This is a genomic window from Candidatus Schekmanbacteria bacterium RIFCSPLOWO2_02_FULL_38_14 (assembly GCA_001790855.1).
Lineage (GTDB): Bacteria > Schekmanbacteria > GWA2-38-11 > GWA2-38-11 > GWA2-38-11 > 2-02-FULL-38-14-A.
In genome coordinates this window covers 1-20,699 of sequence record MGDH01000032.1, presented here as the reverse complement: position 1 = coordinate 20,699, position 20,699 = coordinate 1, and the positions used below count along the sequence as shown (strand labels likewise).

25 protein-coding genes, 3 tRNA genes and 2 pseudogenes (1 of these 30 running past the window's edge) are annotated in these 20,699 nt (G+C 38.1%); 14 read left to right on the top strand and 16 right to left on the bottom strand.

Translation table 11 applies throughout. From position 1 onward, the window contains the following. Positions 1–334, top strand: a pseudogene (locus tag A3H37_11480) (hypothetical protein); it begins 1,235 nt to the left of the window's first position. Here the strand turns inward: A3H37_11480 and A3H37_11475 are convergent. From A3H37_11475 to A3H37_11465, 3 genes are all read right to left on the bottom strand, one after another. Next, entirely contained in the window at positions 331–522 is a 192-nt protein-coding gene (locus A3H37_11475; GenBank protein OGL48830.1) for a preprotein translocase subunit TatA, read from the bottom strand. The pseudogene A3H37_11480 and the gene A3H37_11475 overlap by 4 nt on opposite strands. 158 nt (positions 523–680) lie before the next feature. Then, positions 681–1,655, bottom strand: coding sequence for a hypothetical protein (locus tag A3H37_11470; GenBank protein OGL48829.1), 975 nt, complete (start codon positions 1,653–1,655; stop codon positions 681–683). Positions 1,656–1,664: 9 nt separating this feature from the next. Continuing rightward, positions 1,665–1,931 carry a hypothetical protein gene (locus A3H37_11465; protein ID OGL48828.1) on the bottom strand — a complete coding sequence of 89 codons (267 nt, stop codon included), beginning with the start codon at positions 1,929–1,931 and terminating at the stop codon, positions 1,665–1,667. Between the two features lie 249 nt (positions 1,932–2,180). On the opposite strand from A3H37_11465, the gene A3H37_11460 reads away from it, so the two are divergent. The 4 genes from A3H37_11460 to A3H37_11445 all read left to right on the top strand — a co-directional run bounded on the left by A3H37_11460 (position 2,181) and on the right by A3H37_11445 (position 4,310). Continuing rightward, positions 2,181–3,179 carry a hypothetical protein gene (locus tag A3H37_11460; GenBank protein OGL48827.1) on the top strand — a complete coding sequence of 333 codons (999 nt, stop codon included), beginning with the start codon at positions 2,181–2,183 and terminating at the stop codon, positions 3,177–3,179. Positions 3,180–3,516: 337 nt separating this feature from the next. Beyond that, positions 3,517–3,592, top strand: a tRNA-Val gene (locus A3H37_11455). 26 nt (positions 3,593–3,618) lie between these two features. Beyond that, on the top strand, positions 3,619–3,954 hold the full coding sequence (locus A3H37_11450; GenBank protein OGL48826.1) for a hypothetical protein: 336 nt from the start codon (positions 3,619–3,621) through the stop codon (positions 3,952–3,954). A gap of 281 nt (positions 3,955–4,235) precedes the next feature. Then, positions 4,236–4,310, top strand: a tRNA-Asp gene (locus A3H37_11445). Positions 4,311–4,346: 36 nt separating this feature from the next. Here A3H37_11445 and A3H37_11440 read toward each other — a convergent pair. Then, positions 4,347–4,817 (bottom strand): hypothetical protein, encoded by a 471-nt coding sequence (locus A3H37_11440; protein ID OGL48825.1) that lies wholly within the window; start codon positions 4,815–4,817, stop codon positions 4,347–4,349. Beyond that, on the bottom strand, positions 4,807–5,382 hold the full coding sequence (locus tag A3H37_11435) for a hypothetical protein (protein OGL48824.1): 576 nt from the start codon (positions 5,380–5,382) through the stop codon (positions 4,807–4,809). The genes A3H37_11440 and A3H37_11435 overlap by 11 nt, the downstream gene beginning before the upstream one ends. Positions 5,383–5,526: 144 nt before the next feature. Between A3H37_11435 and A3H37_11430 the strand changes: the two genes are divergently transcribed. Further along, positions 5,527–5,601 (top strand) — tRNA-Asp (locus A3H37_11430). 124 nt (positions 5,602–5,725) lie between these two features. Here A3H37_11430 and A3H37_11425 read toward each other — a convergent pair. The 3 genes from A3H37_11425 to A3H37_11415 form a co-directional block, all read right to left on the bottom strand. Further along, on the bottom strand, positions 5,726–7,372 hold the full coding sequence (locus A3H37_11425; GenBank protein ID OGL48823.1) for a hypothetical protein: 1,647 nt from the start codon (positions 7,370–7,372) through the stop codon (positions 5,726–5,728). Between the two features lie 61 nt (positions 7,373–7,433). Then, positions 7,434–8,627: a hypothetical protein gene (locus tag A3H37_11420; GenBank protein OGL48822.1), complete on the bottom strand. Its 1,194-nt coding sequence runs from the start codon at positions 8,625–8,627 to the stop codon at positions 7,434–7,436. A gap of 186 nt (positions 8,628–8,813) precedes the next feature. Beyond that, entirely contained in the window at positions 8,814–9,107 is a 294-nt protein-coding gene (locus tag A3H37_11415; protein ID OGL48821.1) for an addiction module antidote protein, HigA family, read from the bottom strand. A 423-nt stretch (positions 9,108–9,530) separates the two neighbouring features. On the opposite strand from A3H37_11415, the gene A3H37_11410 reads away from it, so the two are divergent. The 5 genes from A3H37_11410 (at position 9,531) to A3H37_11390 (ending at position 12,438) form a co-directional block, all read left to right on the top strand. Then, the gene (locus tag A3H37_11410; GenBank protein ID OGL48820.1) at positions 9,531–9,713 is read left to right on the top strand and encodes a hypothetical protein; all 183 of its coding nucleotides are present in this window, start codon (positions 9,531–9,533) and stop codon (positions 9,711–9,713) included. 152 nt (positions 9,714–9,865) lie between these two features. Then, positions 9,866–10,123 carry a hypothetical protein gene (locus tag A3H37_11405; GenBank protein ID OGL48819.1) on the top strand — a complete coding sequence of 86 codons (258 nt, stop codon included), beginning with the start codon at positions 9,866–9,868 and terminating at the stop codon, positions 10,121–10,123. A gap of 12 nt (positions 10,124–10,135) precedes the next feature. Further along, positions 10,136–10,351 carry a hypothetical protein gene (locus A3H37_11400; GenBank protein OGL48818.1) on the top strand — a complete coding sequence of 72 codons (216 nt, stop codon included), beginning with the start codon at positions 10,136–10,138 and terminating at the stop codon, positions 10,349–10,351. Between the two features lie 103 nt (positions 10,352–10,454). Further along, entirely contained in the window at positions 10,455–10,898 is a 444-nt protein-coding gene (locus A3H37_11395) for a hypothetical protein (protein OGL48817.1), read from the top strand. Positions 10,899–11,037: 139 nt separating this feature from the next. After that, the gene (locus tag A3H37_11390; GenBank protein OGL48816.1) at positions 11,038–12,438 is read left to right on the top strand and encodes a hypothetical protein; all 1,401 of its coding nucleotides are present in this window, start codon (positions 11,038–11,040) and stop codon (positions 12,436–12,438) included. On the opposite strand, the gene A3H37_11385 is transcribed toward A3H37_11390, so the two are convergent. The 4 genes from A3H37_11385 to A3H37_11370 form a co-directional block, all read right to left on the bottom strand. Beyond that, positions 12,435–12,899 carry a transcriptional regulator NrdR gene (locus A3H37_11385; GenBank protein ID OGL48815.1) on the bottom strand — a complete coding sequence of 155 codons (465 nt, stop codon included), beginning with the start codon at positions 12,897–12,899 and terminating at the stop codon, positions 12,435–12,437. The genes A3H37_11390 and A3H37_11385 overlap by 4 nt on opposite strands. A 92-nt stretch (positions 12,900–12,991) precedes the next feature. Further along, positions 12,992–13,468 (bottom strand): cytidine deaminase, encoded by a 477-nt coding sequence (locus A3H37_11380; protein OGL48814.1) that lies wholly within the window; start codon positions 13,466–13,468, stop codon positions 12,992–12,994. Between the two features lie 135 nt (positions 13,469–13,603). Next, positions 13,604–14,857, bottom strand: a complete 1,254-nt coding sequence (gene glyA / locus A3H37_11375; protein OGL48813.1) for a serine hydroxymethyltransferase — start codon at positions 14,855–14,857, stop codon at positions 13,604–13,606. A gap of 18 nt (positions 14,858–14,875) precedes the next feature. After that, positions 14,876–15,331 carry a ribose 5-phosphate isomerase B gene (locus tag A3H37_11370; GenBank protein ID OGL48852.1) on the bottom strand — a complete coding sequence of 152 codons (456 nt, stop codon included), beginning with the start codon at positions 15,329–15,331 and terminating at the stop codon, positions 14,876–14,878. 280 nt (positions 15,332–15,611) lie between these two features. Between A3H37_11370 and A3H37_11365 the strand changes: the two genes are divergently transcribed. Further along, the gene (locus A3H37_11365; protein OGL48812.1) at positions 15,612–15,833 is read left to right on the top strand and encodes a hypothetical protein; all 222 of its coding nucleotides are present in this window, start codon (positions 15,612–15,614) and stop codon (positions 15,831–15,833) included. 400 nt (positions 15,834–16,233) lie between these two features. Further along, complete coding sequence (locus tag A3H37_11360; GenBank protein OGL48811.1) at positions 16,234–17,142, top strand: hypothetical protein; 909 nt, start codon at positions 16,234–16,236, stop codon at positions 17,140–17,142. Positions 17,143–17,258: 116 nt separating this feature from the next. Here the strand turns inward: A3H37_11360 and A3H37_11355 are convergent, their stop codons facing one another. The 3 genes from A3H37_11355 to A3H37_11345 are packed head-to-tail and all read right to left on the bottom strand — an operon-like array spanning position 17,259 to position 19,617. After that, positions 17,259–18,329 (bottom strand): hypothetical protein, encoded by a 1,071-nt coding sequence (locus A3H37_11355; protein OGL48810.1) that lies wholly within the window; start codon positions 18,327–18,329, stop codon positions 17,259–17,261. Further along, entirely contained in the window at positions 18,319–19,245 is a 927-nt protein-coding gene (locus A3H37_11350; protein OGL48809.1) for a riboflavin biosynthesis protein RibF, read from the bottom strand. The genes A3H37_11355 and A3H37_11350 overlap by 11 nt, the downstream gene beginning before the upstream one ends. Before the next feature lie 12 nt (positions 19,246–19,257). Beyond that, positions 19,258–19,617 carry an aspartate 1-decarboxylase gene (locus A3H37_11345; protein OGL48808.1) on the bottom strand — a complete coding sequence of 120 codons (360 nt, stop codon included), beginning with the start codon at positions 19,615–19,617 and terminating at the stop codon, positions 19,258–19,260. A gap of 153 nt (positions 19,618–19,770) precedes the next feature. Here A3H37_11345 and A3H37_11340 point away from each other — a divergent pair, with 153 nt between their 5' ends. Next, a complete protein-coding gene (locus A3H37_11340; protein ID OGL48807.1) occupies positions 19,771–20,376 on the top strand; it encodes a hypothetical protein in 606 nt (201 codons plus the stop codon). A gap of 32 nt (positions 20,377–20,408) precedes the next feature. On the opposite strand, the pseudogene A3H37_11335 reads toward A3H37_11340, so the two are convergent. Then, positions 20,409–20,699 (bottom strand): annotated as a pseudogene (locus A3H37_11335) (hypothetical protein).

Here is a 20,699-nt window from a genome sequence, read left to right as displayed (position 1 = left end):
AGAAATAGAGAATAGCAGGATTATCATTAATCAGTATCAGAAAGAAGAAAGAATCACAAATCTGATATTTGAGGCATCAAAAGAAGTTTTTGATATCAACGTAAAGGAAACATTAAAGAGAAAGCTTGAAGAGATTTCTTATGTGCTTTACATGGCAGGAAAAAAAGAAAAGGCAAAGCTTGCGCTCTCTGCAGCTATAAATATTTCTGAAAATTCTGGTGAACCTGACAGGAAGCTGTTTTTATCAGAGCTTTTGAAGAAAAGCATTCTAAAGATTAAAGGCATTATCGAGGCAAAGAAGAAAGAAGAACCTTCACTGATTTACAAACCTTAACTTTCTTCTTTGGTCTGTTCCCCATCAATCTTTTTCTCGGGCTCAGCTTTAATCTCTTTGATTGACTTTTTAAAGTTTTTTATGCCCTTTCCAAGCCCTTCTCCTATCTCTGGCAGTTTCCTTGCGCCAAAGATTAAAAAAGCTATCAGGAGTACTACTATTAACTCCGGCATTCCAAGGCCAAACATTTTTTTATCTCCTTAAAAAGTTTCAGTCTGAATATGATTATTGAAATTAAATCTATTATCTGCGCAATAATTATATAATTCAATTTAAATTTTATTTAGTCAATTGTCAACCCTTATAATTAGATGTGTCAAACCAATTCAGAAATGTCCTAAAATATCTATTCCTCTGATATGTTTTTTGCATTATTCTTAGGGCGAAACAGATAGCGCTCCATCTTAGGCCAGAATTCTGTCCAGTTTGGATTTGATGAATCCGGCCTGTTATCCATCCATATTTTAAAACCATTTACCTTTGCGTCTATATTGTCTGCATAATGAATAATAAGGGCTTCTAAAGTCATTGGCATTTTTGGCGAACCGTATTCATATTCTCCGTGATGGCTCAGGATAATATGCTTTAACTGGTTAGAAAGTTCCTGTGGAAAATCAGCAATCAAGCGGATCTTCTCATCTATCATTTCTACCCCGATAATTATATGTCCAAGCAGCTTCCCCTCATTGCTGTAGCTTATTGAGCTTGAAAATTTAAGTTCTTTTATTTTTCCAATATCATGAAGAAGAGCAGAGGTGAGTAAAAGGTCATAATCCAGAAAATCATAAAGGAAAAATAAACTCTCGCATATCTTTGCTACTGTAACCGTATGCTCAAGAAGCCCTCCTATGAAAGGATGGTGAAGCGTTTTTCCTGCAGGACAAGCTGAAAACTCTCTAATAAAATCTTCCTGCTTAAAAAATAAATCAAGCAGGTCAGAGAGGTTGTTATTCTTTACTGAAGAAATTATTTTCTCAAGATAAAACAGCAGAATGTTTGGGTCCTGAGTTCCAACAGGCATAAACTCAGAAGGTTTTGTATCACCAAAATCTGTTTTTTCAAGTTTTTGTATAGTAATCTGCAGCTTCCCCTGATAGCTATTCACCCTTCCCTTAACCTTTAGGAGTTCATCTGCTTTTATATCCTCAGGTTTTGGAAGATTATCCCACATCAAAGCCTGAATCTCACCTGTTTTATCCCCAAGAGTCAAGCGCAGATAAGGCTCACCATTTTTTTTCTGAAATACCTGTTTATTTCTTAATACAAAAGAACTTGTAATCTCAGTATCAGGTTTTAATTCTTTTACAGATATTCTTTCCATCTAAAACCTCTATTTGCTTACCCAGCGAAACAAATATATTCCAAGAAAAATCCCGAGAACGCTTCCTATATTTATTTTTAATACAAACCCAAATGTAAGCTGAATAATCTTCATATCAAAATTTGTATCGCGCAAACTGATTGGAAAACCGGTTGAGAAAATTTTAGTCAATGTATTTAAGGGAATTAACAAAATAAGCTCTGTTAAAAAATTCCCTATGAGCATCCCAAAAAGGACTATTACTATAAAGAGCCAGACACCGGAACTATTCTTCATCTAAACCTCCCTGCAATATTTATCTTCTGTTCATCCTTGACAAGATTTTTATTGGTTATTAATAGTAAATATTCTTTTAATCTACAAAACAATACGTATTGGAATTATATTAACAAGAATTTTTATCTGTCAAGCTGAAAACTGATAGAATGTATAGATTAAGGTTACAGTTTTCAGCTGATTTAAGATTGCGTCAACACTTTGTTTTTTCAACGATATTCAGTTCCTGATAAATTATTGTTTGAAAAGATGAATTACTCAGAAAGGATTCTTATTATAAACAGCAGTTCCATAGGGGACTTCATCCTTTCTCTGCCAACTCTTTTTGCAATAAGAAAAAAATCCCCGCAAGGATATATAGAACTTATGGGGAAAAGTGAAATTTTAGGACTTGCAGAAAACAGATTTTATGTGAATAAAGGAATTTCTATTGAGATAAATAGCCTTTCAAATTTTTTTCTGGAAAAAGATAATCTTCCTGATTCCTTGGTGAAATATTTTAAATCATTCCAAATAATATTTACATTTTTAAATGACCGCGAAGGGATTTTCTTGAAAAATCTCAAAAGAACTGGTGCAGAGAAGATTTATTCCCTCGACAAACCGTCTCCTGAAGCCTTTAAAGAGCATGCAACAATAGAATACAGCAAAATTATTAAACCGCTTGGAATTGAACTTAACATTAAAAAGCCAAAGATTTTTTTAAATAAGCAGGACCGTAAGTTTGCAGATAATTTTATCAAATCAAAATTATCTATTAACCAGAAAAATTATTATGTTGCAATCCATCCCGGCAGCGGAAGCAAGAAGAAAAACTGGAGCTTTGATAATTTTGTTAAGCTTTCAGAGAAATTAAAAAATGAATTTAATTGTAACATACTGTTGCTGTCAGGTCCTGCAGAAAGCCCTAAAATTATTAAAGAAAAAAACTGCTTTATAAATGCCTCAGGACTTTCTCTCATAGAGTTAGCATCAATATTAGAAAAATGCAGTCTTTACATAGGCAATGATTCAGGTATTACTCATCTTGCTTCTGCTGTTGGCATTCCTGTGATTGCAATTTTTGGCCCAACAAATGTCAATGTATGGAAACCAACAGGAAACAATATAAGAATAATCTATAAAGAAATAAGTTGTTCCCCTTGCAGCAGAGAAAAAATGTCTTCCTGTGCTCAACAAAAATGCATTGAGTTAATAGATGTTAATGAGGTTTTTGAAGCCTGCAAAAATATTATTAAAAAAACATAAAGGAGGCAATCGAATTACCTCCTTCCTTCCCTAAAATTTTTCTTCATACAGTTGTTATATCAATTGTCTTTGATCTGATATGGTCACCCTTTGACACCATAATCTTTAAAATCCCATCTTTCAGGTTTGCCTTGATTCCATCAACATTTGAACCATCATGGAGTTTGAAATATCTTTCAAATTTTCCTCTACTTTTTCATCAATAAAGAGGGTAAATTCTTTAAAAAGTTTGCAGTTCAGCATTCTGTTTTAGAAAGGAAATTGGTATCTAACGTGCAAATAAACAATAAGTCTTGACAAGCGTGAAAAAGTCTAATAAAAAGCACTTCACGAATTTGGGCGGATAGCTCAGTTGGGAGAGCGCAGCCCTTACAAGGCTGATGTCGCAGGTTCGATCCCTGTTCCGCCTACTAATTTAGGCAATAGGCAAAAGGCAATAGTGAAAGGAGAAATAAAAAATTATAAGGACTTAATAGTTTGGCAAAAGTCTCATGAAGCAATATTACTTTCAATTGAGTTGCTTGAATGTTTGCCAAAAAATCAGATTTTAAATGTAATATCTGTTCAGTTTTTGCGTTCAATTAGTTCAGTAAGTGCAAATATCGCAGAGGGTTTTGGAAGTTACAGCAGTAAAAAATATAGAAGATATTTAAATATTGCTTTAAAATCAGCGCATGAAAGTGATAACTGGATACAGATTTTTAAGGACTCAAAGAAATTAACTAATGGTTTGCAAAAGGATACACTGGAAAAGATAGAAAAATTAAATAAATGAACTACCCTGTGGCAAGACCACAGGGAATCCCAAAATCTCCCCTCCCTTGATGGGAGGGGACTAAGGGGAGGGTGAAAACATAATCAGGTAATCACCCCCACCTTAATCCTCCCCCATCAAGGGGGAGGAATGTATAAGGTAACCCTGTGGCAAGACCACAGGGAATTACAAGTTGAAAATATCAAAATGTTAATTAGCTTAATGAAAAAATTGGAGATTAAATAATTTTTGTCTTTTGCCTAATGCCTTTTGCCTATTGCCTATTGCCTTTTTATTAATCCGGGGGCGTAGTTCAGTTGGCTTAGAACGCCGGCCTGTCACGTCGGAGGTCGCGGGTTCGAATCCCGTCGCTCCCGTTTTTTTATAAAATAATCTATTGATAAGGAGACCTTTTATTTTTTAAAGTTGAACTCTTTTTGCGGCATCTTTTCTCTTATTAGTTTAGAAATTTTACTAACAAATTCCTCAGCAGTATTTATAGCATCTTCAGCTTCTTTTCTCGAGCACGGAATATCAGGTTCATAGATAAAGCGATGCCTTTTTCTTCTCATGAAATCATAATTGTTAATAAGTTTTTCAAACTCATCTCCTAAAACTGAACTTGCAAATCTAACAATAGTTAGATGCTTATCTTTAATTTCTGGCCTGAATCCTTCGCTAAACATTAAAGCAAGCCCAGAGCGTAACATGGCATTATAGGCACAGTTATAAGCACATTCTTGGTCATCCTCTATATTCCTCTTAGCTGTTTTTAGGTCAATATACGCTCTCTTCATCAGGTTCTCTATAGCCTTGTAATCAACAGGAGATTTTTTAATTAATCCTTCTTTTGAAAGCTTTTCTTTTGAGTCTCTATAAATCATCTTTTTTGCCTATCAACATTATTTTTGGGCTTTTCAACAACTCCAGAATGAACCCACTTTTAGCCCTTTTCTTAGCTCTATACTCTTTCAAGGAATAGATTGTCGGATTTATCTCTCTTTTAAGCTTTTTTTCTAATCCAATAATTTTTTCATTTAGATGAGAGATATCAGCTTCCCCTATTATCATAAGGTCTATGTCGCTGATAGCCTTTTCACGCTTTGCAGCAAAAGAACCATAGATAAAGGCTATCTTTATCTTTTTAACGGATGACAATGCTTCTTTCAGGCTTCCTTCAACACCAACTGTTTTAGAAACAATACTTTTTAGTTCTTTAAATAAAGGGTGGCTGATATTTAATGAATAGTAAAGCAGGTTTCCAACACTATTGGTATTAAATAATTTGTCATTTTGGAATCTTAAAAGCTCCCTCCTTATGCTGCCAGCGGAATAGCCTAAAATACGGTGGATCTCTCTTAAATAATACCTTTGCGATGGATTTGTGAAGAATAAAGTTAGCAAACCCTGCCTGATTTTTGATTTTGCAATATATAGACTCTCTAACATATGAACTCCATTTTGAGTACAACTGTACTCAAATCAGCATACAATGTCAATAGAGATATCCTCTTTTAAAGTTTAATGAAAAAACTGGAAGTTAGATAGTTCTTATCTTTTGCCTAATGCCTTTTGCCTATTCACTATATTTACTGGGGCGTAGTTCAGTTGGCTTAGAACGCCGGCCTGTCACGTCGGAGGTCGCGGGTTCGAATCCCGTCGCTCCCGTTTTTTTTCTACTAATACCCACAGTGTATCTTGTTTTTTCTCAATTTTTCCCTGTTCCATAGTAATATAATTTTAGGATTAAAGAGAACCGGTTTAATCCCCACTCTTGTGAATTTCTATTGCCTTACTCTTCATTCAATACTTTTTCAGAAGAAGGAGTTCGATGTCGTCGATTCCGCAATCTTACACAAGCATCATGCAATATGATCTGCTCTTTTTTTGTCAAACCAATTTTCCCTAGAACATGAGAGTCCTGCTCGCGCAGGAAAGCTAAATCATCTTTCATCTTTCTGAATCGGTGGTCTGCTGAATTTAGATCAGCTGTGGAATCATCTATCTTTGGCACAAGAAGTCGCTCGATTTCTGAAGGCACGAGTTCGAGAACACCGCCCCCATAATGGCGGCCTTCCAATTCAGCCGTAAGACATGTTAAGCTATTTACAAATCCAACCACCAAAGCAGATGATCTAATGTTAATTGGCTTAATTCGATAAGCTGTGTCAGTCGTATAGGCGTCTGCCCTATTTAGAACGAGGCGTGGATAGTTGTGTGCTCGTTTCAACATTGCAATCGGTGCTGAGTAGACCGACGGGACCTTGTACCAGCATCTCCTTGTCCGACACTTAAAGCGCTTCTGCAGTTGTTGATTAAGCCCCACTTCAAGATAGCGTCTTACATTTGAAGGCAGGTTTTCAATATTTTCTTCCTGAAACCAGAGAAAATTTGATGGCAGTCCAACTGATTTGTTAGCTTGATGATCATCAGTTGTGAATACCAAGCCTTCCACATGATTGCTCCGACCAAACATTGGGTGTACCCATTGTTGCAAGGCGAACTCTTCTACCGTTTTATCGGGCACTAAAAAGAATTTATTGGCACCGGTTACAATCCCGACATCAACCGATGCAACCTCCGAGAAACACTTGACATTGGGTGAAATGCGTAGCTGCGCGAGTAATTCACGCTCGTGTGAGGTCAAGAAGATTGGCATCCATTTGCCTTCTATGATTACACCATTGGCGTATACCGCACGCTGAAACTGCCGCTCAGGGTTTTCAGAAAGGGCCTGTCGATCAGAAATGGGAATTACTGCAACTCCTTTGCTCTTGCCTGAAACCTCCCGCTTTTTTTCGGCAAGAAGGAGCACGGTTCCTTGAAGGGTATCGTTAAACCATATTTCCTGTGGGTCGAACAAGAGAATTCGTGAACATTGCGTCGCAAGGTACCGCCTTAGAGAAGCTGCATGCGGTATGTGGAATATTTCTGAAGGAATGACCATTGCGATCCTACCGCCAGGATTGAGAAGTCTGATCGAGGCTAGCACGAAAGGTACCCATGCATTTGTGTGCTTAGTGAAAGGGAGTCCTAATTGTGCGAATATTTTCTCCGAGAGAAGTTGTTGCTCTTCAGGAAGATATTGATATCGAATAAAAGGGGGATTGCCAATGACAGCGTCAAACCTATCTTCATCTTGTGCCTTAAAAAGAAACCATCGCAGGAAATCGCGATCAAGTACGCGAACAGGTAAGTGCGTGCGCTTTCGCGCCTTTTCGGCTTCATCGTGTTCGATTTCAAACGCAGTCACTTGCTTCAAACCGGGAATTCCCTGTTGCTCAATCATCTGCAAGAAAATCCCGTCTCCACAACTTGGCTCCAAGATAGATGTTGGATTGCCTATCTTGATCCACCTTGTCAAGAACGAAGCAATGACAGGATCGGTATAAAACCCCCCGCGAAGCTTTTGGCTCGACTCTAATCCTATAAAATTCATTTGCTTGCCCTCTGGAAGAACAGCATGATTCCATTGGCTCTCTGGAGTGTGTAGTGCTTTCTCATTCGTTTGTGATCTCGATGAAAAAAGGAGCGTCGGGATTTGGGGTTTCGTACAAAGAAAAGACGGTGTTTGTTAAATTAGCTTTCTCGATTACGTTGTTAAAATTGCGTCCCCATCGAAGGATTGTGGTGTAGTTGTCTTGGCCAGCTTCTCCTGAGGGCTTGTGGCTGATCTCAAAATTCCGAATACCGTGGTCATGTCCGCGGATAATAATTCTCATTGGCACAAATGTGTGCTCTTGATCGGTATGTCCGCTGGCCTCTGGCTCCCAATCGTAGTCGTCGAAAAGACCACGAAAATAAGTCGTTTGGTCAATTCTATGGCCTGGAGGATTTTCGAATCTTGCCTGAGTAAGGCGAACGCCACCAACGTGGTGACTTCCTGGGCGAACCCGAAGAGCATCGGTTTGTGGTAACACCTTTCTCCACACCAAGACGCCCTCTGGTCGTGGTAACCCGATTGGTGCTACCGCCTCGCCTTGTGGTGTTTCGATATGAGGTTTCGGTGAAAAAGCATCTCGGATATCTCTCTGTAATAAGGGGGGAAGTGGAACTGCTATTGGTAAAAAAGGGTTTGGAGGCATAACTTGGCCGTCTGCTGAAGGCTGTCCCCATCTATCGCGACGGCTTCGACGCGCATCAATCTCAGTTGGGAGGATCCCGCGAGCTGACAAGGTTTCGATCAGCGGGGCATCAAGACGGCACACAGTCGGCCCCGATGGATAGAGAAATGACCTTATTGGTCGCAACAAACGTTCATATTCATTGGTATCAGCGGGAAAATTGAAAACATAGCGGGTGGCCGCCTCGTAGTTTGTATAAAGTCCGCCGTCTGTGAGATTGTTCGACCCCACGAACAGTGTGGAATCCAATTCACGCTCAAATAGGTAGATTTTGGGGTGAAAAGTAGCACGTTGTATTGGATTGTGATATACGAACACATCACAACCCCATCGATATAGTTCCTCTAATACCTCTCGACTTGTTCCGCGAAGATCGATTCCCACGGTTAAACTAACGGAAGCTCCCGCGTCTGCCGCAGCTATCATACCTTCGCGCAATCGCAATATGGTTCTCAACGCAGTGAATGCCGAAACGAAAATAATTCGCGTATATGGGCGATCTGAGGCAAGCAATGTTGTGAATTCAGTTCCTAGTTGGGATTCAGGCTGAGAAAGCGTGGTCGTAATCATTAGACTTACCTTCTGAAATGCAAATATTTCATGTGTATCTGGCGAACGTTTACTTTTAAACTTATTCTATATAATAAGTTTAAAATATATTGTTAGCATAGTGTAGTCAAGATTTTTAATTTAGGGATTTAAGGGGACGGTTGTTCCCTTTAATTCTTGATGTGAGGAAAAATCCATTTTGATATTTTATACAGCTATTGCCTCAATCATCTTCCAGCTATTAGATTTTTGCGAAGCATACCATAAATCATAATTCTGCTGTAAGTTAAGCCATAGCTCAGGCGTTGTGTTGAACGCCTTTGATAAGCGAAGCGCCATGTCCGGAGTAATGGAACCATGCTCATTTATAATTTTAGAAAGTGTTTTTCTGGAGACACCGAGTGTCTTCGAAAGGTCCGAAATTGTCAAAGACAGAGGTTCTAAATAGTGTCTCTTTAAAATTCCTCCCGGATGTACCGGAGGTCTTTTTCTTATCTTCATATTCTTTCTCCTCCTAATGATAATCTATATAATTAACATTGAGAAAAGCAAACGGTTTTCTTTTTAGAGTTTTTCACCACACCTTTTTAAGATTCTCCAGCCCTTTTCTGGTAGTAGTCAAAATCACAGAATTAAGAAGGAACCTGTTATCTTTTCTCCCGCATAAATTTTTACTTTTATTCCACGTGATCATTATAGTATAATAAAAAAAATGAAACCCTACGAACTTTTTACAATTGGATACAAAGGCAGAAATATAGAGGGATTTATTTCTCACCTTAAAGATTTTAATATCACCCGCTTAATTGATGTGAGGAAAATTCCATTATCCCGCAAGAAAGGAAGGAGTCAAAGAATACGAAAAGCAAATTGGCCAAATGGTTTATAAACTCTACGGCCTCACTCAAGAAGAAATTTCCATAGTTGAAGGGAAGAATTGAAATGCCAGTTATAACAACTACTGAATATAAGACATTTTTAAAAGAGATTAAAGAGCGCATATATAAAGCCCAGTATGACGCCCTCAAGTCTGTAAACAAAGAGCTGATAAAATTATATTGGGACATTGGTAAATTAAAGCAACCGGTTCTCTTTTCTCCCACATAAAGATTTTTCTTTTATTTCACTTGATCAATATAGTATATTACTAACTCAGCTAAACAAACCAAGGTCCATGAATACGAAAAACAAATTGACCAGCTTGTTTATAAACTCTATAACCTCACGCCGGAATAGATTGGGATTGTGGAAGGGAATGGATGAAGCCGATTAAACTTTCAGAACATGCAAAAGAGCAGCTCTTTTTCAGAGGCACTACAGAAGAAGAGGTTATTGAGACGATTCAGACATCAGAGTGGCAACCAGCGGAATTAGGCAGGCTGGAAAGCAGAAAGAATTTTCCCTTTGAAAATGAATGGAATAAGAAGTATTATAAAATTAAGCAGGTAAGACCTATTTTTATTGAAGAAGAGAAAGAGATAGTAATAATAACAGTGTATACATATTTCTTTAAATAAGGAGGATTGAAAATGAGAATAACATATGATTCAGAAGTGGATGTTTTATACATACGGTTTATAGAAACCACAGTAACAACTCACCATGTTGCTGAAGGGATAGCAGTTGACTATGATGCAGAAGGAAAAATTGCAGGCATTGAAATTCTTGATGCGGTAAAGCGTTTTGGCAGTAAGGATGTGTTTAAGAAAGTAACACTTGAAGACCTTGCACTACACACAACATAATCAAAAATCCTTTTAATTAATTGAACCGGTTCTCTTTTGTCCCGCATAAGATTTTACTTTTATTTCACTTAATCAATATAATATGATAACATAAAAATAAAAAATGAAAACAAACGAACTTTTTACAATTGGATACGAAGGCAGAAATATAGGGGAATTTATTTCTCACCTTAAAGATTTTAATATCACCCGCTTAATTGATGTGAGGAAAATTCCATTATCCCGCAAGAAAGGATTTTCTAAATCGCCATTAAAAGAAATTCTTAACTCAGAGAATATTGAATACGTGCATTTGAAATCACTTGGAAGTCCTGATGAAATCCGCAGGAAATTAAAAGCAGATTGGGATTATGATTATTTCTTCAAAGCTTATTCGGAATATTTGTTGCAGAATCAGGATGCCATTGTCGAGATGCATCGTTACGTCACCGAAGGCGTAAATTGCGTAATGTGTTTTGAGCGTTTCTCGGAGAAATGCCATCGCTCAGCCGTTGCTAAAAAGGTCAAAGAGTATGAAGGCAATGGTTTAAAAATAAAATATATTTGAGATATGAAAAGATTTCGCAAAAATTTTATGGTATTGGGTGTTTTCTATCCACCAATAAAAAAGCCTTAAAGAAAAGCAAACGGTTGTACTATCTCAATAATTCGGTAACTTTTTGGAGCTTATCAAAAGGGGTTAATTAGTGACATCGGGTTTTACTCTTGAACACGCCTTTTGGGCATTTCTGTTAGGGGGACTAAGTGCAATATCCCTTCCAATGGGGTCAATGCTTGGAATTGTCTGGAAACCTAAGCCGGGACTTACAGCAGCTTTTACAGCCTTTGGCGCAGGAGCCCTTCTGGCTGCTCTGAGTGTAGAACTGGTAGCTCCAACTGCAATGGCAGTGATAGGAAAGGAGATGGGTAATAATAATGCTGGTACTCATGGGAATAATCCACTTAGTGCTTTAGTTGCTTTGCTGGTTGGATGTGTTTTTGGCGGTATTTTATTTGTTGTACTTGACCAACTACTAAACGCCAAGGGCGGTTATCTTCGCAAATCAGCAACAACTATTACCTATCTCAGTCAACGCCGGAAGCGGAGGACTGAGAAAATGTTACACCGACTGGGACAGATTGAATTCTTTCGTAGCATTCCTCCTGAGCATGTACAAATGCTTGTAGAATATTTGCGACCAGTCGTTTTTAAAGTAGGCGAGAGACTATTCAGTCAGGGAAATAGAGGTGATCGGATGTATTTTATTGAACAAGGCGAAATATCCCTATTGGTGGATGGGAAAGAGTTTAAAACCTTAGTTAATAGTGATGTGTTGGGCGAGATTGCCTTGCTGACAGGAGCGCCACGAACAGCGGATGCAATAGCCCGAAGCCATACTACTACCTTTATGCTGCTAAAGGAAGACTTTGATAGGCTTCGCAGGATATTGCCGGAACTCGAGGCGACAACCACACAGCTGGCAAGCCAGCGGCTCGATGAACTGCGCCAGTACCAACAGGTCGCTACTCATGCAGCTGCTGATTGGGCAGCGCAGGCAGCCAATGCTTTGCGCCAAGGCACTTCTCTGCCGACCACCACTGAGATAAGGCTTGCAGCAAAGGAGCACACAGGTGCACCATTGGCAATCTGGTTGGGTATTTTTCTTGACGGCATCCCTGAAAGTTTTGTCATTGGTGCTGGTTTTCTGGCTATATTGACTTCAAAAATGGCTTATGGAATACCTGCTTTTGCAGAAGTCATTCCGTACACGCTGATTGCTGGGCTGTTTCTATCTAATTTCCCCGAAGCAATGTCAAGTAGCATAGGTATGAAGGAGCAGGGCTGGAAAGCATCGAAAATTCTTGTCCTGTGGGTATCGCTGATGGTTATGACAGCCGTTGGTGCAGTGGTGGGTTACTCAATTGGTGCTGAAGTGGGTCACACAATTGAAGTAGCTATTGAAGGCATTGCCGCAGGGGCAATGCTCACGATGATTGCACAGACAATGATTCCTGAGGCAGTGCATTTAGGTGGTCCTAACTTCGTGGGTCTGAGCACGCTGGCTGGGTTCCTTTCAGCTGTAGCGTTTAAGATTCTTGAGGCTTAGCCATTGGCTTTTTTACTAAGAAGACCTGTGAGTTCTTCCATGAATTCGTTTATGTCCTTGAAGTGGCGATAAACCGAGGCAAAGCGGACATAAGCAATTTCATCAAGCTCATGAAGTTTATTAACAACAATTTCTCCTATGCGTGTACTTGGTACTTCCTTGTCTGAGTTTTCCTGTAAGATATGCTTCACATCATCAACAAGCTTTTCAAGTTCTTCGATTGAAATAGGCCTCTTCTCGCAGGCTTTTTTTATGCCAGCTAAAATTTTCTGGCGGTCAAATTGCTCCCTTCTCCCATCCTTTTTCACAACCATTGGAAGAAGCTCTTCAACCTCTTCATAGGTAGTAAAACGTGCCTTGCAGGAAAGGCATTCACGCCTCCGTCTTATGCTTTTGCCTTCTTTTCCAAGCCTTGAATCAACTACCTTATCTTCAAGATGACCACAAAAAGGACATTTCATACAAAAATCCTTTTACGGGGTTAGAAAACCCCGTCAATAGACCTGCCTGCCGGCAGGTATGCAAGACATTCCTGTCCTGCAGGTTTTCATGTTCAGATTTCTTCTCTGCTTATTTCTTCAATCGGAATATCAATTTTCTCTGTTGGAATGTTTGATTCGTAAAACAAACTTTTAGACAAATCATCAGGATATCCCTCAATATAATATATTTTAGATGCTTTCACATTAATCAGCATCTTTGCACAGAGAGAACAGGGAAAATGAGTGCAGAAAATAGTTGATCCCTTGATATTAATTCCAGATATTGCTGCCTGAATAATTGCATTCTGCTCTGCGTGAAGCGCCCTGCACAGTTCATGACGTTGACCTGAAGGTATCCCCATCTTTTCCCTGAGGCATCCCATATCAAGGCAATGTCTTAACCCTGAAGGGGCTCCGTTGTATCCTGTCGCCATTATTTTCTTGTCACTTACAATAACACATCCTATCTGCCTGCGGATACAGGTCGACCGCTTCCTTACAAGAAGGGCAATTTCCATAAAATATTCATTCCAAGAAGGCCTGTTCATTTTTTAATTAAACTCATCAAAAAATTAAATTACAAATTCCAAAATTCAAACAATATCAAAACACCAAATACTAAAAACTTAAAACACTTTTGGAATTTGGAAATTTAAATTTATTTGCCATTTGAACTTTCTATTCTACAGTCTATGGCTGTAAAATGGAAACTTCAAGCATAGCTCTTTAACTTCTCCCTTTACTTTCCTGAAACATTCTTCATCCTTTACATCCTTAAGCACTCTTGTGATGAATGAAGCAATTAGTTTCATTTCTGCTTCTTTCATTCCACGGGTAGTAACTGCAGGTGTTCCTATCCTGATGCCACTTGTTACAAAAGGGCTTTTTGTTTCAAAAGGAATAGTATTTTTATTTACTGTTATTCCTGCCTTATCAAGAACATCTTCAGCTTCCTTGCCAGTGATATTCTTATCAGTCAGATTCACAAGCATGAGGTGGGTATCAGTGCCACCTGAAACAAGCCTGAATCCGAGTCTTTTAAGTTCTTCTGCAAGGGTTGCAGCATTTTTAATAATCTGTCTCTGATAATCTTTAAAATCCTTTGACAAAGCCTCTTTGAAAGCCACAGCCTTTGCAGCAATTATGTGCATCAAGGGACCTCCCTGCATTCCCGGAAATATGTTTTTGTTTATAATCTTTGCGTATTCTTCGTTGTTTGTCATTATCATTCCGCCCCTGGGACCCCTCAAGGTTTTATGGGTTGTGGTTGTCACAAATTCGCAGTATGGAAGAGGATTCGGAAAGAGTGATGCGGTTACAAGTCCTGCATAATGGGCAATGTCAGCCATTATTGCTGAACCAACTTCGTCCGCAATTTTTCTGAAGGCTGCAAAATCTATTTTTCTCGGGTATGCGCTTGCGCCTACAACAATAAGCCTTGGTTTATGCTCCCTTGCAAGGGTTAATACTTCATCATAATCAATTGTCTCTGTCTCTTTATTAACTCCATAGAAAAATACCTTGTATAAAATCCCTGAAAAATTGACCGGGCTCCCATGGGTCAGATGTCCTCCGTGAGAAAGGTTCATTCCAAGGATTGTATCACCGGGTTTGCAGACTGAAAAATATACCCCCATATTAGCCTGTGACCCGGAATGGGGCTGCACATTTACATATTTTGCGTCAAAAAGTTTTTTCGCTCTTTCAATCGCAAGCTCTTCAGCAGTATCAACAAAATCGCATCCTCCATAGTAACGTTTCTTTGGATACCCCTCAGCATATTTGTTTGTCATAAGGCATCCCTGCGCCTCAAGCACAGCATCGCTGACATAGTTTTCTGATGCTATTAGTTCAAGCTTATATTCCTGCCGTTCTGTTTCCTTGCGTATTGCTTCTGCAATTTCCGGGTCAACTTCTGATAATTTTTTCACTGACATATCTCCTGCTTATGCAATTTACCTTTGCTTTTTAAAATATTCTTTTTCTATTTCCTCTATTTTTTCCAACCTATTCTTGTGCCTTCCACCGCTAAAAGAAGCTTCAAGCCATACCTTTACTATCTCAAGAGCAAGCTCATCTCCTATTACTCTTCCGCCAAGAATCAACACATTTGAATCATTATGTTCCCTGCTCATTCTTGCACTGTATGAATCGTGACACAGTGCTGCCCTTACCCTTGGAAATTTATTTGCCACAATGCTCATTCCTATACCTGTTCCGCAAACAAGGATTCCACGCTCTGCCTTTCCTTCAGAAACAAGCTTTGAGACTTTTATACCGTAGTCGGGGTAATCAACAGATTCCCTTGTTACGGTGCCGAGGTCTTCAATTTCAATCTTTCTTTCAATGAGAAAAGTTTTAATCTTCTCTTTAAGGTCAAACCCGCCGTGGTCGCTCCCAATTGCAATCATAAAAAATTTCCTTTTCAATGACATTGTTTACTCTTAGTCCACAATAACTATATTTAATAAACTTCCATGTCAAGAAGGTTTTTGCTCCACAAAATATGCTTATTGCTGGCAATACCCAAAATTCCTGACAAGTCACATTTTGAAAAAACTTTCTAAGGTTGAATTCAGTTTACAAATCACAAAAGAGAAATTATAATTATAGAGAAGTTTAAGCGTAATATATCATTGCAAATTAAGTGTATATGCACAATGTTTTTACCAAAGGAGGTAGAAGCAAATTATGAATAACCGAATTATCATAGACCCTGATATCCAACACGGAAAACCTGTTATCAAGGGAACAAGAATTCCTGTTACGCGCATTATTGGTGAACTTGCTGGTGGTATGACAAAAGAAGAGATCATGCTGGAATATGAGGTTACTGAGGAGGATATTCGAGCTGCTCTAACTTATGCCAGCGAACTTATCGAGAACGAAGAGTTTCATCCTCTTCCTGAATAAAATAAACTTATGCAATTTTTGATTGATGAAGACTTGCCGCGCTCAATAGGCAATCTGAATACCAACCTCTATCCCTTGTGCAGATAAAAATTTCTTTTTTTGTGGTGCTAAAGCCTATCTGGCTATTTATAAATATTATTTTCATAATGACAGGCGGGACGCCTGTCCTACTATTTTATTCCTTTTCCCTTTTGCTTCTTTCACTATGTAGTCACACTCTTTTTTAATTAGAGGATGTTTTGGGTCGTGAACAGAATTTATTGTTTTCAGAAATTGTTTTTATTCCTTTGCATCAGGGTAGATTTTTTTGTTAATCAAAATTTATGGTAGTTGAGTAAAGTTAAATCCAAAAAAAATCTTTTTATTGACTTGCTAATGACAAAATAATACTACGCCTGCCATGATTATCCAGTTTCCGGGAAAAATTAATGACAAGATTAAAATTCTTGGAACACCCTTTATTCCAATTTATTTAATAAAAGGGGAAACCTGTGCCCTTGTTGAGGGAGGGGTCAAAGCCCTCTATCCTTTACTGAGAAAGCAGATTGATAGCTGGAGAATTGACCCAAAGAAAATCTCCCATCTAATACTCCTCCACTCCCACATAGATCATACTGGAATTTCGAATTCTTTTAAAAAAGTTTTTCCTGATTTATTGCTCTGTGCTTCAGAAGAAACAGCTGAAGCTGTCACAAAAGAAGAAATCCATCCCTCAATAAAAAAGATGGAAGAGTCTGTTGAAAGGTTTTTGAACCTTAAAAAGAATTTAGGAAAACCAGAGCCAACTCCAAACAGGATAAATATAGACAGAGTCCTAAAAGATGGTGATGAAATCTCACTTGGAAATGGAATAACAATCCAGTTTTTGTCAACGCCGGGGCACAGCCCCTGCAGTATGTCTGCGTATATTCCTGAGCAGAAGGCATTGTTTGTCAGCGATTCTGCAGGACTTCCCATCTCATCAAAAATGGCTTTCCCGATGGTATTTGGCAATTTCAGCCAGTTTGTATCAACCTGTGAAAAGCTCTCAGGGATAGATGCTGATATAATATGTTTTGGCCATTTTTTAGCGCTTACCGGAAAAGATACAAAAGGGATATTCCTGAAAATACGTGATGAGGCAATGAAGATGAAAAAGATAATTCTGGAAAAATATTCAGAGTACAAAGACATAGGAACAGTAATAAATTCCCTGGAAGAAAGATACAACAAAGGCTATGTAAAACAGCTTTCCTATGTTTTTTACGAAGGCTCTGCAAGGGCTATTATAAAGATTTTGCTAAAAGAGAACGGAATGTTGAGAAACTGAAATAGCTATAAGTTATAAGCTGTAAGCAAAAATTAAAGAAATTAGTTATAATCTAAAATTTCAAGAAGTTAAGTTTATAAAAACTTATAACTTAAAGCTTATAGCTTATAGCTGATTTATAAAGAGTCTTCTCCGCTTTTTCTTATGTCCTTAAGAGACAAGTTTTCTTTCCAGAGAAGGACCATTCCGACTGATATGGTGAATATCATATTCAATGCCCATATTGTAATTGCATAGCTTTTGGAATTTGAAATATCACTTACATTCATAATCTTCAAAGCTACCTCAATTGAAACCTGATAAACTCCTATAAAACCCGGAGATGAAGGCAGGGCAACTCCAAGGGCATTGATAACAGTGAGAAGATAACCTGAAGAATAGGGAAGTTTCATGCCAAAGGCAGGAAGCATTATGAAGAACCCTGTTGCCATAACTACCCACAGGCATATAGATAAAAGAGCAGATATTATGAGATTTTTTAAATTGCCAAGAATTCCCAAGCCATCAATAAAAGACCCGATGAATTTTATAAGATTATCTGACATTTTTTCAGGAAGTATTGAAAAGACCTTTTTCATTATCTTAAGAACAAGCTCTGTTTTTGTTTTCAGAAGAACGAGAAAAATTATAAGCAGAAAAGTCATTATTGCAATACCAATTCCTGCCGTCTTAAGACTTTTTCCGATGTTCCCCAAATCTGAAGGAAATGGGAAGTAAATTAAAATAAATCCTGAAAAAAGCAACAGCGTGGTCATGTCAAAGATCCTTTCCACAACTATCGTAGCAAAACAAGCGCTCTTGCTGACTTTTTCCTTCATTCCAATGAGCACAGGCCTTATGACCTCACCAGCCCTTGCAGGGAAAATACAGTTACCCATAAACCCTATGAAAGTAGCTGAAAGAAGGCTTGAGAGAGAAACCTTCTTTATTGGTTCCATAAAATATCCCCACCTTACTGCCCTTATAAAAAACATAAGCATATAGAGGATATAATATGGAAGGATATAAAAATAATTTGCGTTGCTCATTGCCCTTCCGACTTCTTTGAAATCAACTCCCGGATAGACAATCTTCTTTCCCTGAACAGTAAATTCAATGCCAAAGAGAAAAAGATAAAGAAACAAGATGCTTACAAGTATACCTGCCCAGAAAATAATTCTTTTTTTTGAAATTATCTTACTCCCCAAAAAATTTCTTAGCTTTTTTTAAGTCCTCAGTCATTTGTGAAATCAGAAGCTCTGAAGTTTCAAACCGAACCTCATCCCTGATTCTTTCTAAAAATGATACCTTTAGAAATTCACCATAAATATCTTTATCAAAATCAAAAATGAAGGCTTCTATGTTCAGTTCATGTTCTCCAAACGTTGGCCTTGTTCCAATGTTGATAAGGCTCTTGTAATTCTTGTTGTCGTGAAGGTGTACTTCTCCTATGTAAACCCCTTCTTTTGGTATAAGTTCGTGGTGAGGATGGATATTCGCTGTGGGAAAACCTAATTTTCTACCTCTCTTATCCCCGCCAATAATTCTTCCCCTTACTGAATAATACCTTCCAAGATAAATTGATGCCTCTCTCACATTCCCTTCTCTTATCAGATTCCTTATCAAGGTACTGCTGACTGTTTTGTTCGCAACTCTAATCGGTTCAACAACATTAACATCAAACCCAAATTTTTTCCCTAACTTTTTTAAGGTATTGGTATCTCCTTCGCGTCCCTTTCCAAATGCAAAATCATAGCCGACAAAAACTTCTTTTGCCCCAATTCCTTCAACTATAATTTTATCAACAAATTCAGAAGGATTTAACCCTGCAAATTCCCTGTCAAAGTGAAGGCAGGCGAGAATGTCAATCCCAGCCTGTTCTAACAGTTCTGCTTTTTCTCTAAAAGAAATTATCAAAGGAGGACATTTCCCAGGAGAGAGGATTTTTAGCGGATGTGGTTCAAAGGTAACGACAATTCCTGTACCACCTTTCCTTCTAGCTTTCTCAACTACTCTTTTTAATATCTCCTGATGACCAAGGTGTACACCGTCAAAATTTCCTAAAGCTATAATTGGGGTTTTAAGCCTCTCTTCCTTTTCAGGAAACCCCCGGATAATTTTCATTCTAAAGACTCTTTATTCTGCAGATTCCGCAGGGTGGTTTTTTCCATCCACCTGTATTATCTTTGGCTTTAATTTTTTCGCCTCTTCATCAGTAAAATAGCCATAGGAAATTATTATCAGCAAATCGCCTTTGTGCACAAGCCTTGCTGCTGCACCGTTTATGCATATCACGCCTGAGTTTCTTTCACCTTTGAACACATAGGTTTCAAATCTGTTGCCATTATTGACATCAAGAACATGAACCTGCTCATTTGGCAGAATATCAGCAAGTTCCATAAGTTCTTCATCAATAGTTATGCTTCCAACATAATGAAGATTTGCCTCAGTAATAGTAGCCCGGTGGATTTTTGACTTACACATCATGCGAAACATCTGAATCTGCTCCTAAATTCTCTTTTTAAATACAAGGCTTAATGCCTTTTTTACGTTTTTGTTAACAGATAAAAATCTTCATGTCAAGAATTTTAACCCTTTCCCTCTTGCATTAAGAAATCATTTGAGTTATTTTGAGGTTAGGATAAAAAAATGAAAAAGATTTATCTGATAATAATCTCTTTGCTTCTATTCTCTTTTATCTTTTCTTTTGCCTGCATCAAATCAAAAGAGAATAAAGCTGCTGAACATTTCAGGAATGCTGCAAAAGCTGTTCAAGCTAAAAAGTATGATGAGGCAGTAAAAGAGTACAAAAAAGGTATTGAAATTACTCCTGATAATGTTATTGCAAATTTTAATCTTGCCTACATCCTTGACACACAGAAAAACAGCTTTGATGAAGCTGTAATATATTACAGAAGAGCCATAGAACTTAACCCAAAAAGATACTCCTTTGCTTACAAGAACATCGGGAATATTTATTACAAAAGAGGTGATAATGATACTGCCATTGCTGAATACAAGAAGGCACTGAAAATTATGCCCAATGATTCAATTACCCACAATGACTTGGGTGTTGCCTATTTTAGCAGGGGAATGATTGATGAGGCTATTGCAGAGTTTGAAGCATCTACAAAACTTGATAAGTACGACCCTACCCCACACAACAATATGGCAAAAGCCTACAGGGTAAAAGGGCTTAATGTAAAAGCCTTTGAGGAGGAAATAAAGAGTAAAAATTTAGAGATCCAGCCTTAACTGCCATTCAGATAGTATCTTTTTCAACCATATCAGAACAAATGCTCAGCCAGTATTTTTACTCCAATAGCAATCAGAATAAGACCCCCGAGTATCTCAATTTTATTCTCAAAGAAATGGCCTACCCTATTGCCAACAAAAACTCCAATAAAGGAAAGTAAAAATGTAACAGCACCAATTATTGCTGCAGGTGTTACAATGTAGACTTTTAGAAATGCCAGGCTCAATCCTACAGCAAGGGCATCTATGCTTGTTGCAACAGAAAGGATTAGAAGTGTATAAAGATTCAATGGATTGTTTGTTCCTTTATCCTCTTTCATCTT

Excerpts from the sequence above, each read along its gene's own strand:
- A3H37_11475 (OGL48830.1), bottom strand. The coding sequence starts at position 522 with ATGTTTGGCCTTGGAATGCCGGAGTTAATAGTAGTACTCCTGATAGCT.
- A3H37_11470 (OGL48829.1), bottom strand. The coding sequence starts at position 1,655 with ATGGAAAGAATATCTGTAAAAGAATTAAAACCTGATACTGAGATTACA.
- A3H37_11465 (OGL48828.1), bottom strand. The coding sequence starts at position 1,931 with ATGAAGAATAGTTCCGGTGTCTGGCTCTTTATAGTAATAGTCCTTTTT.
- A3H37_11460 (OGL48827.1), top strand. The coding sequence starts at position 2,181 with ATGAATTACTCAGAAAGGATTCTTATTATAAACAGCAGTTCCATAGGG.
- A3H37_11440 (OGL48825.1), bottom strand. The coding sequence starts at position 4,817 with ATGATTTATAGAGACTCAAAAGAAAAGCTTTCAAAAGAAGGATTAATT.
- A3H37_11435 (OGL48824.1), bottom strand. The coding sequence starts at position 5,382 with ATGTTAGAGAGTCTATATATTGCAAAATCAAAAATCAGGCAGGGTTTG.
- A3H37_11425 (OGL48823.1), bottom strand. The coding sequence starts at position 7,372 with ATGAATTTTATAGGATTAGAGTCGAGCCAAAAGCTTCGCGGGGGGTTT.
- A3H37_11420 (OGL48822.1), bottom strand. The coding sequence starts at position 8,627 with ATGATTACGACCACGCTTTCTCAGCCTGAATCCCAACTAGGAACTGAA.
- A3H37_11415 (OGL48821.1), bottom strand. The coding sequence starts at position 9,107 with ATGAAGATAAGAAAAAGACCTCCGGTACATCCGGGAGGAATTTTAAAG.
- A3H37_11405 (OGL48819.1), top strand. The coding sequence starts at position 9,866 with ATGAAGCCGATTAAACTTTCAGAACATGCAAAAGAGCAGCTCTTTTTC.
- A3H37_11400 (OGL48818.1), top strand. The coding sequence starts at position 10,136 with ATGAGAATAACATATGATTCAGAAGTGGATGTTTTATACATACGGTTT.
- A3H37_11395 (OGL48817.1), top strand. The coding sequence starts at position 10,455 with ATGAAAACAAACGAACTTTTTACAATTGGATACGAAGGCAGAAATATA.
- A3H37_11385 (OGL48815.1), bottom strand. The coding sequence starts at position 12,899 with ATGAAATGTCCTTTTTGTGGTCATCTTGAAGATAAGGTAGTTGATTCA.
- A3H37_11380 (OGL48814.1), bottom strand. The coding sequence starts at position 13,468 with ATGAACAGGCCTTCTTGGAATGAATATTTTATGGAAATTGCCCTTCTT.
- glyA (OGL48813.1), bottom strand. The coding sequence starts at position 14,857 with ATGTCAGTGAAAAAATTATCAGAAGTTGACCCGGAAATTGCAGAAGCA.
- A3H37_11370 (OGL48852.1), bottom strand. The coding sequence starts at position 15,331 with ATGATTGCAATTGGGAGCGACCACGGCGGGTTTGACCTTAAAGAGAAG.
- A3H37_11365 (OGL48812.1), top strand. The coding sequence starts at position 15,612 with ATGAATAACCGAATTATCATAGACCCTGATATCCAACACGGAAAACCT.
- A3H37_11360 (OGL48811.1), top strand. The coding sequence starts at position 16,234 with ATGATTATCCAGTTTCCGGGAAAAATTAATGACAAGATTAAAATTCTT.
- A3H37_11350 (OGL48809.1), bottom strand. The coding sequence starts at position 19,245 with ATGAAAATTATCCGGGGGTTTCCTGAAAAGGAAGAGAGGCTTAAAACC.
- A3H37_11345 (OGL48808.1), bottom strand. The coding sequence starts at position 19,617 with ATGTTTCGCATGATGTGTAAGTCAAAAATCCACCGGGCTACTATTACT.
- A3H37_11340 (OGL48807.1), top strand. The coding sequence starts at position 19,771 with ATGAAAAAGATTTATCTGATAATAATCTCTTTGCTTCTATTCTCTTTT.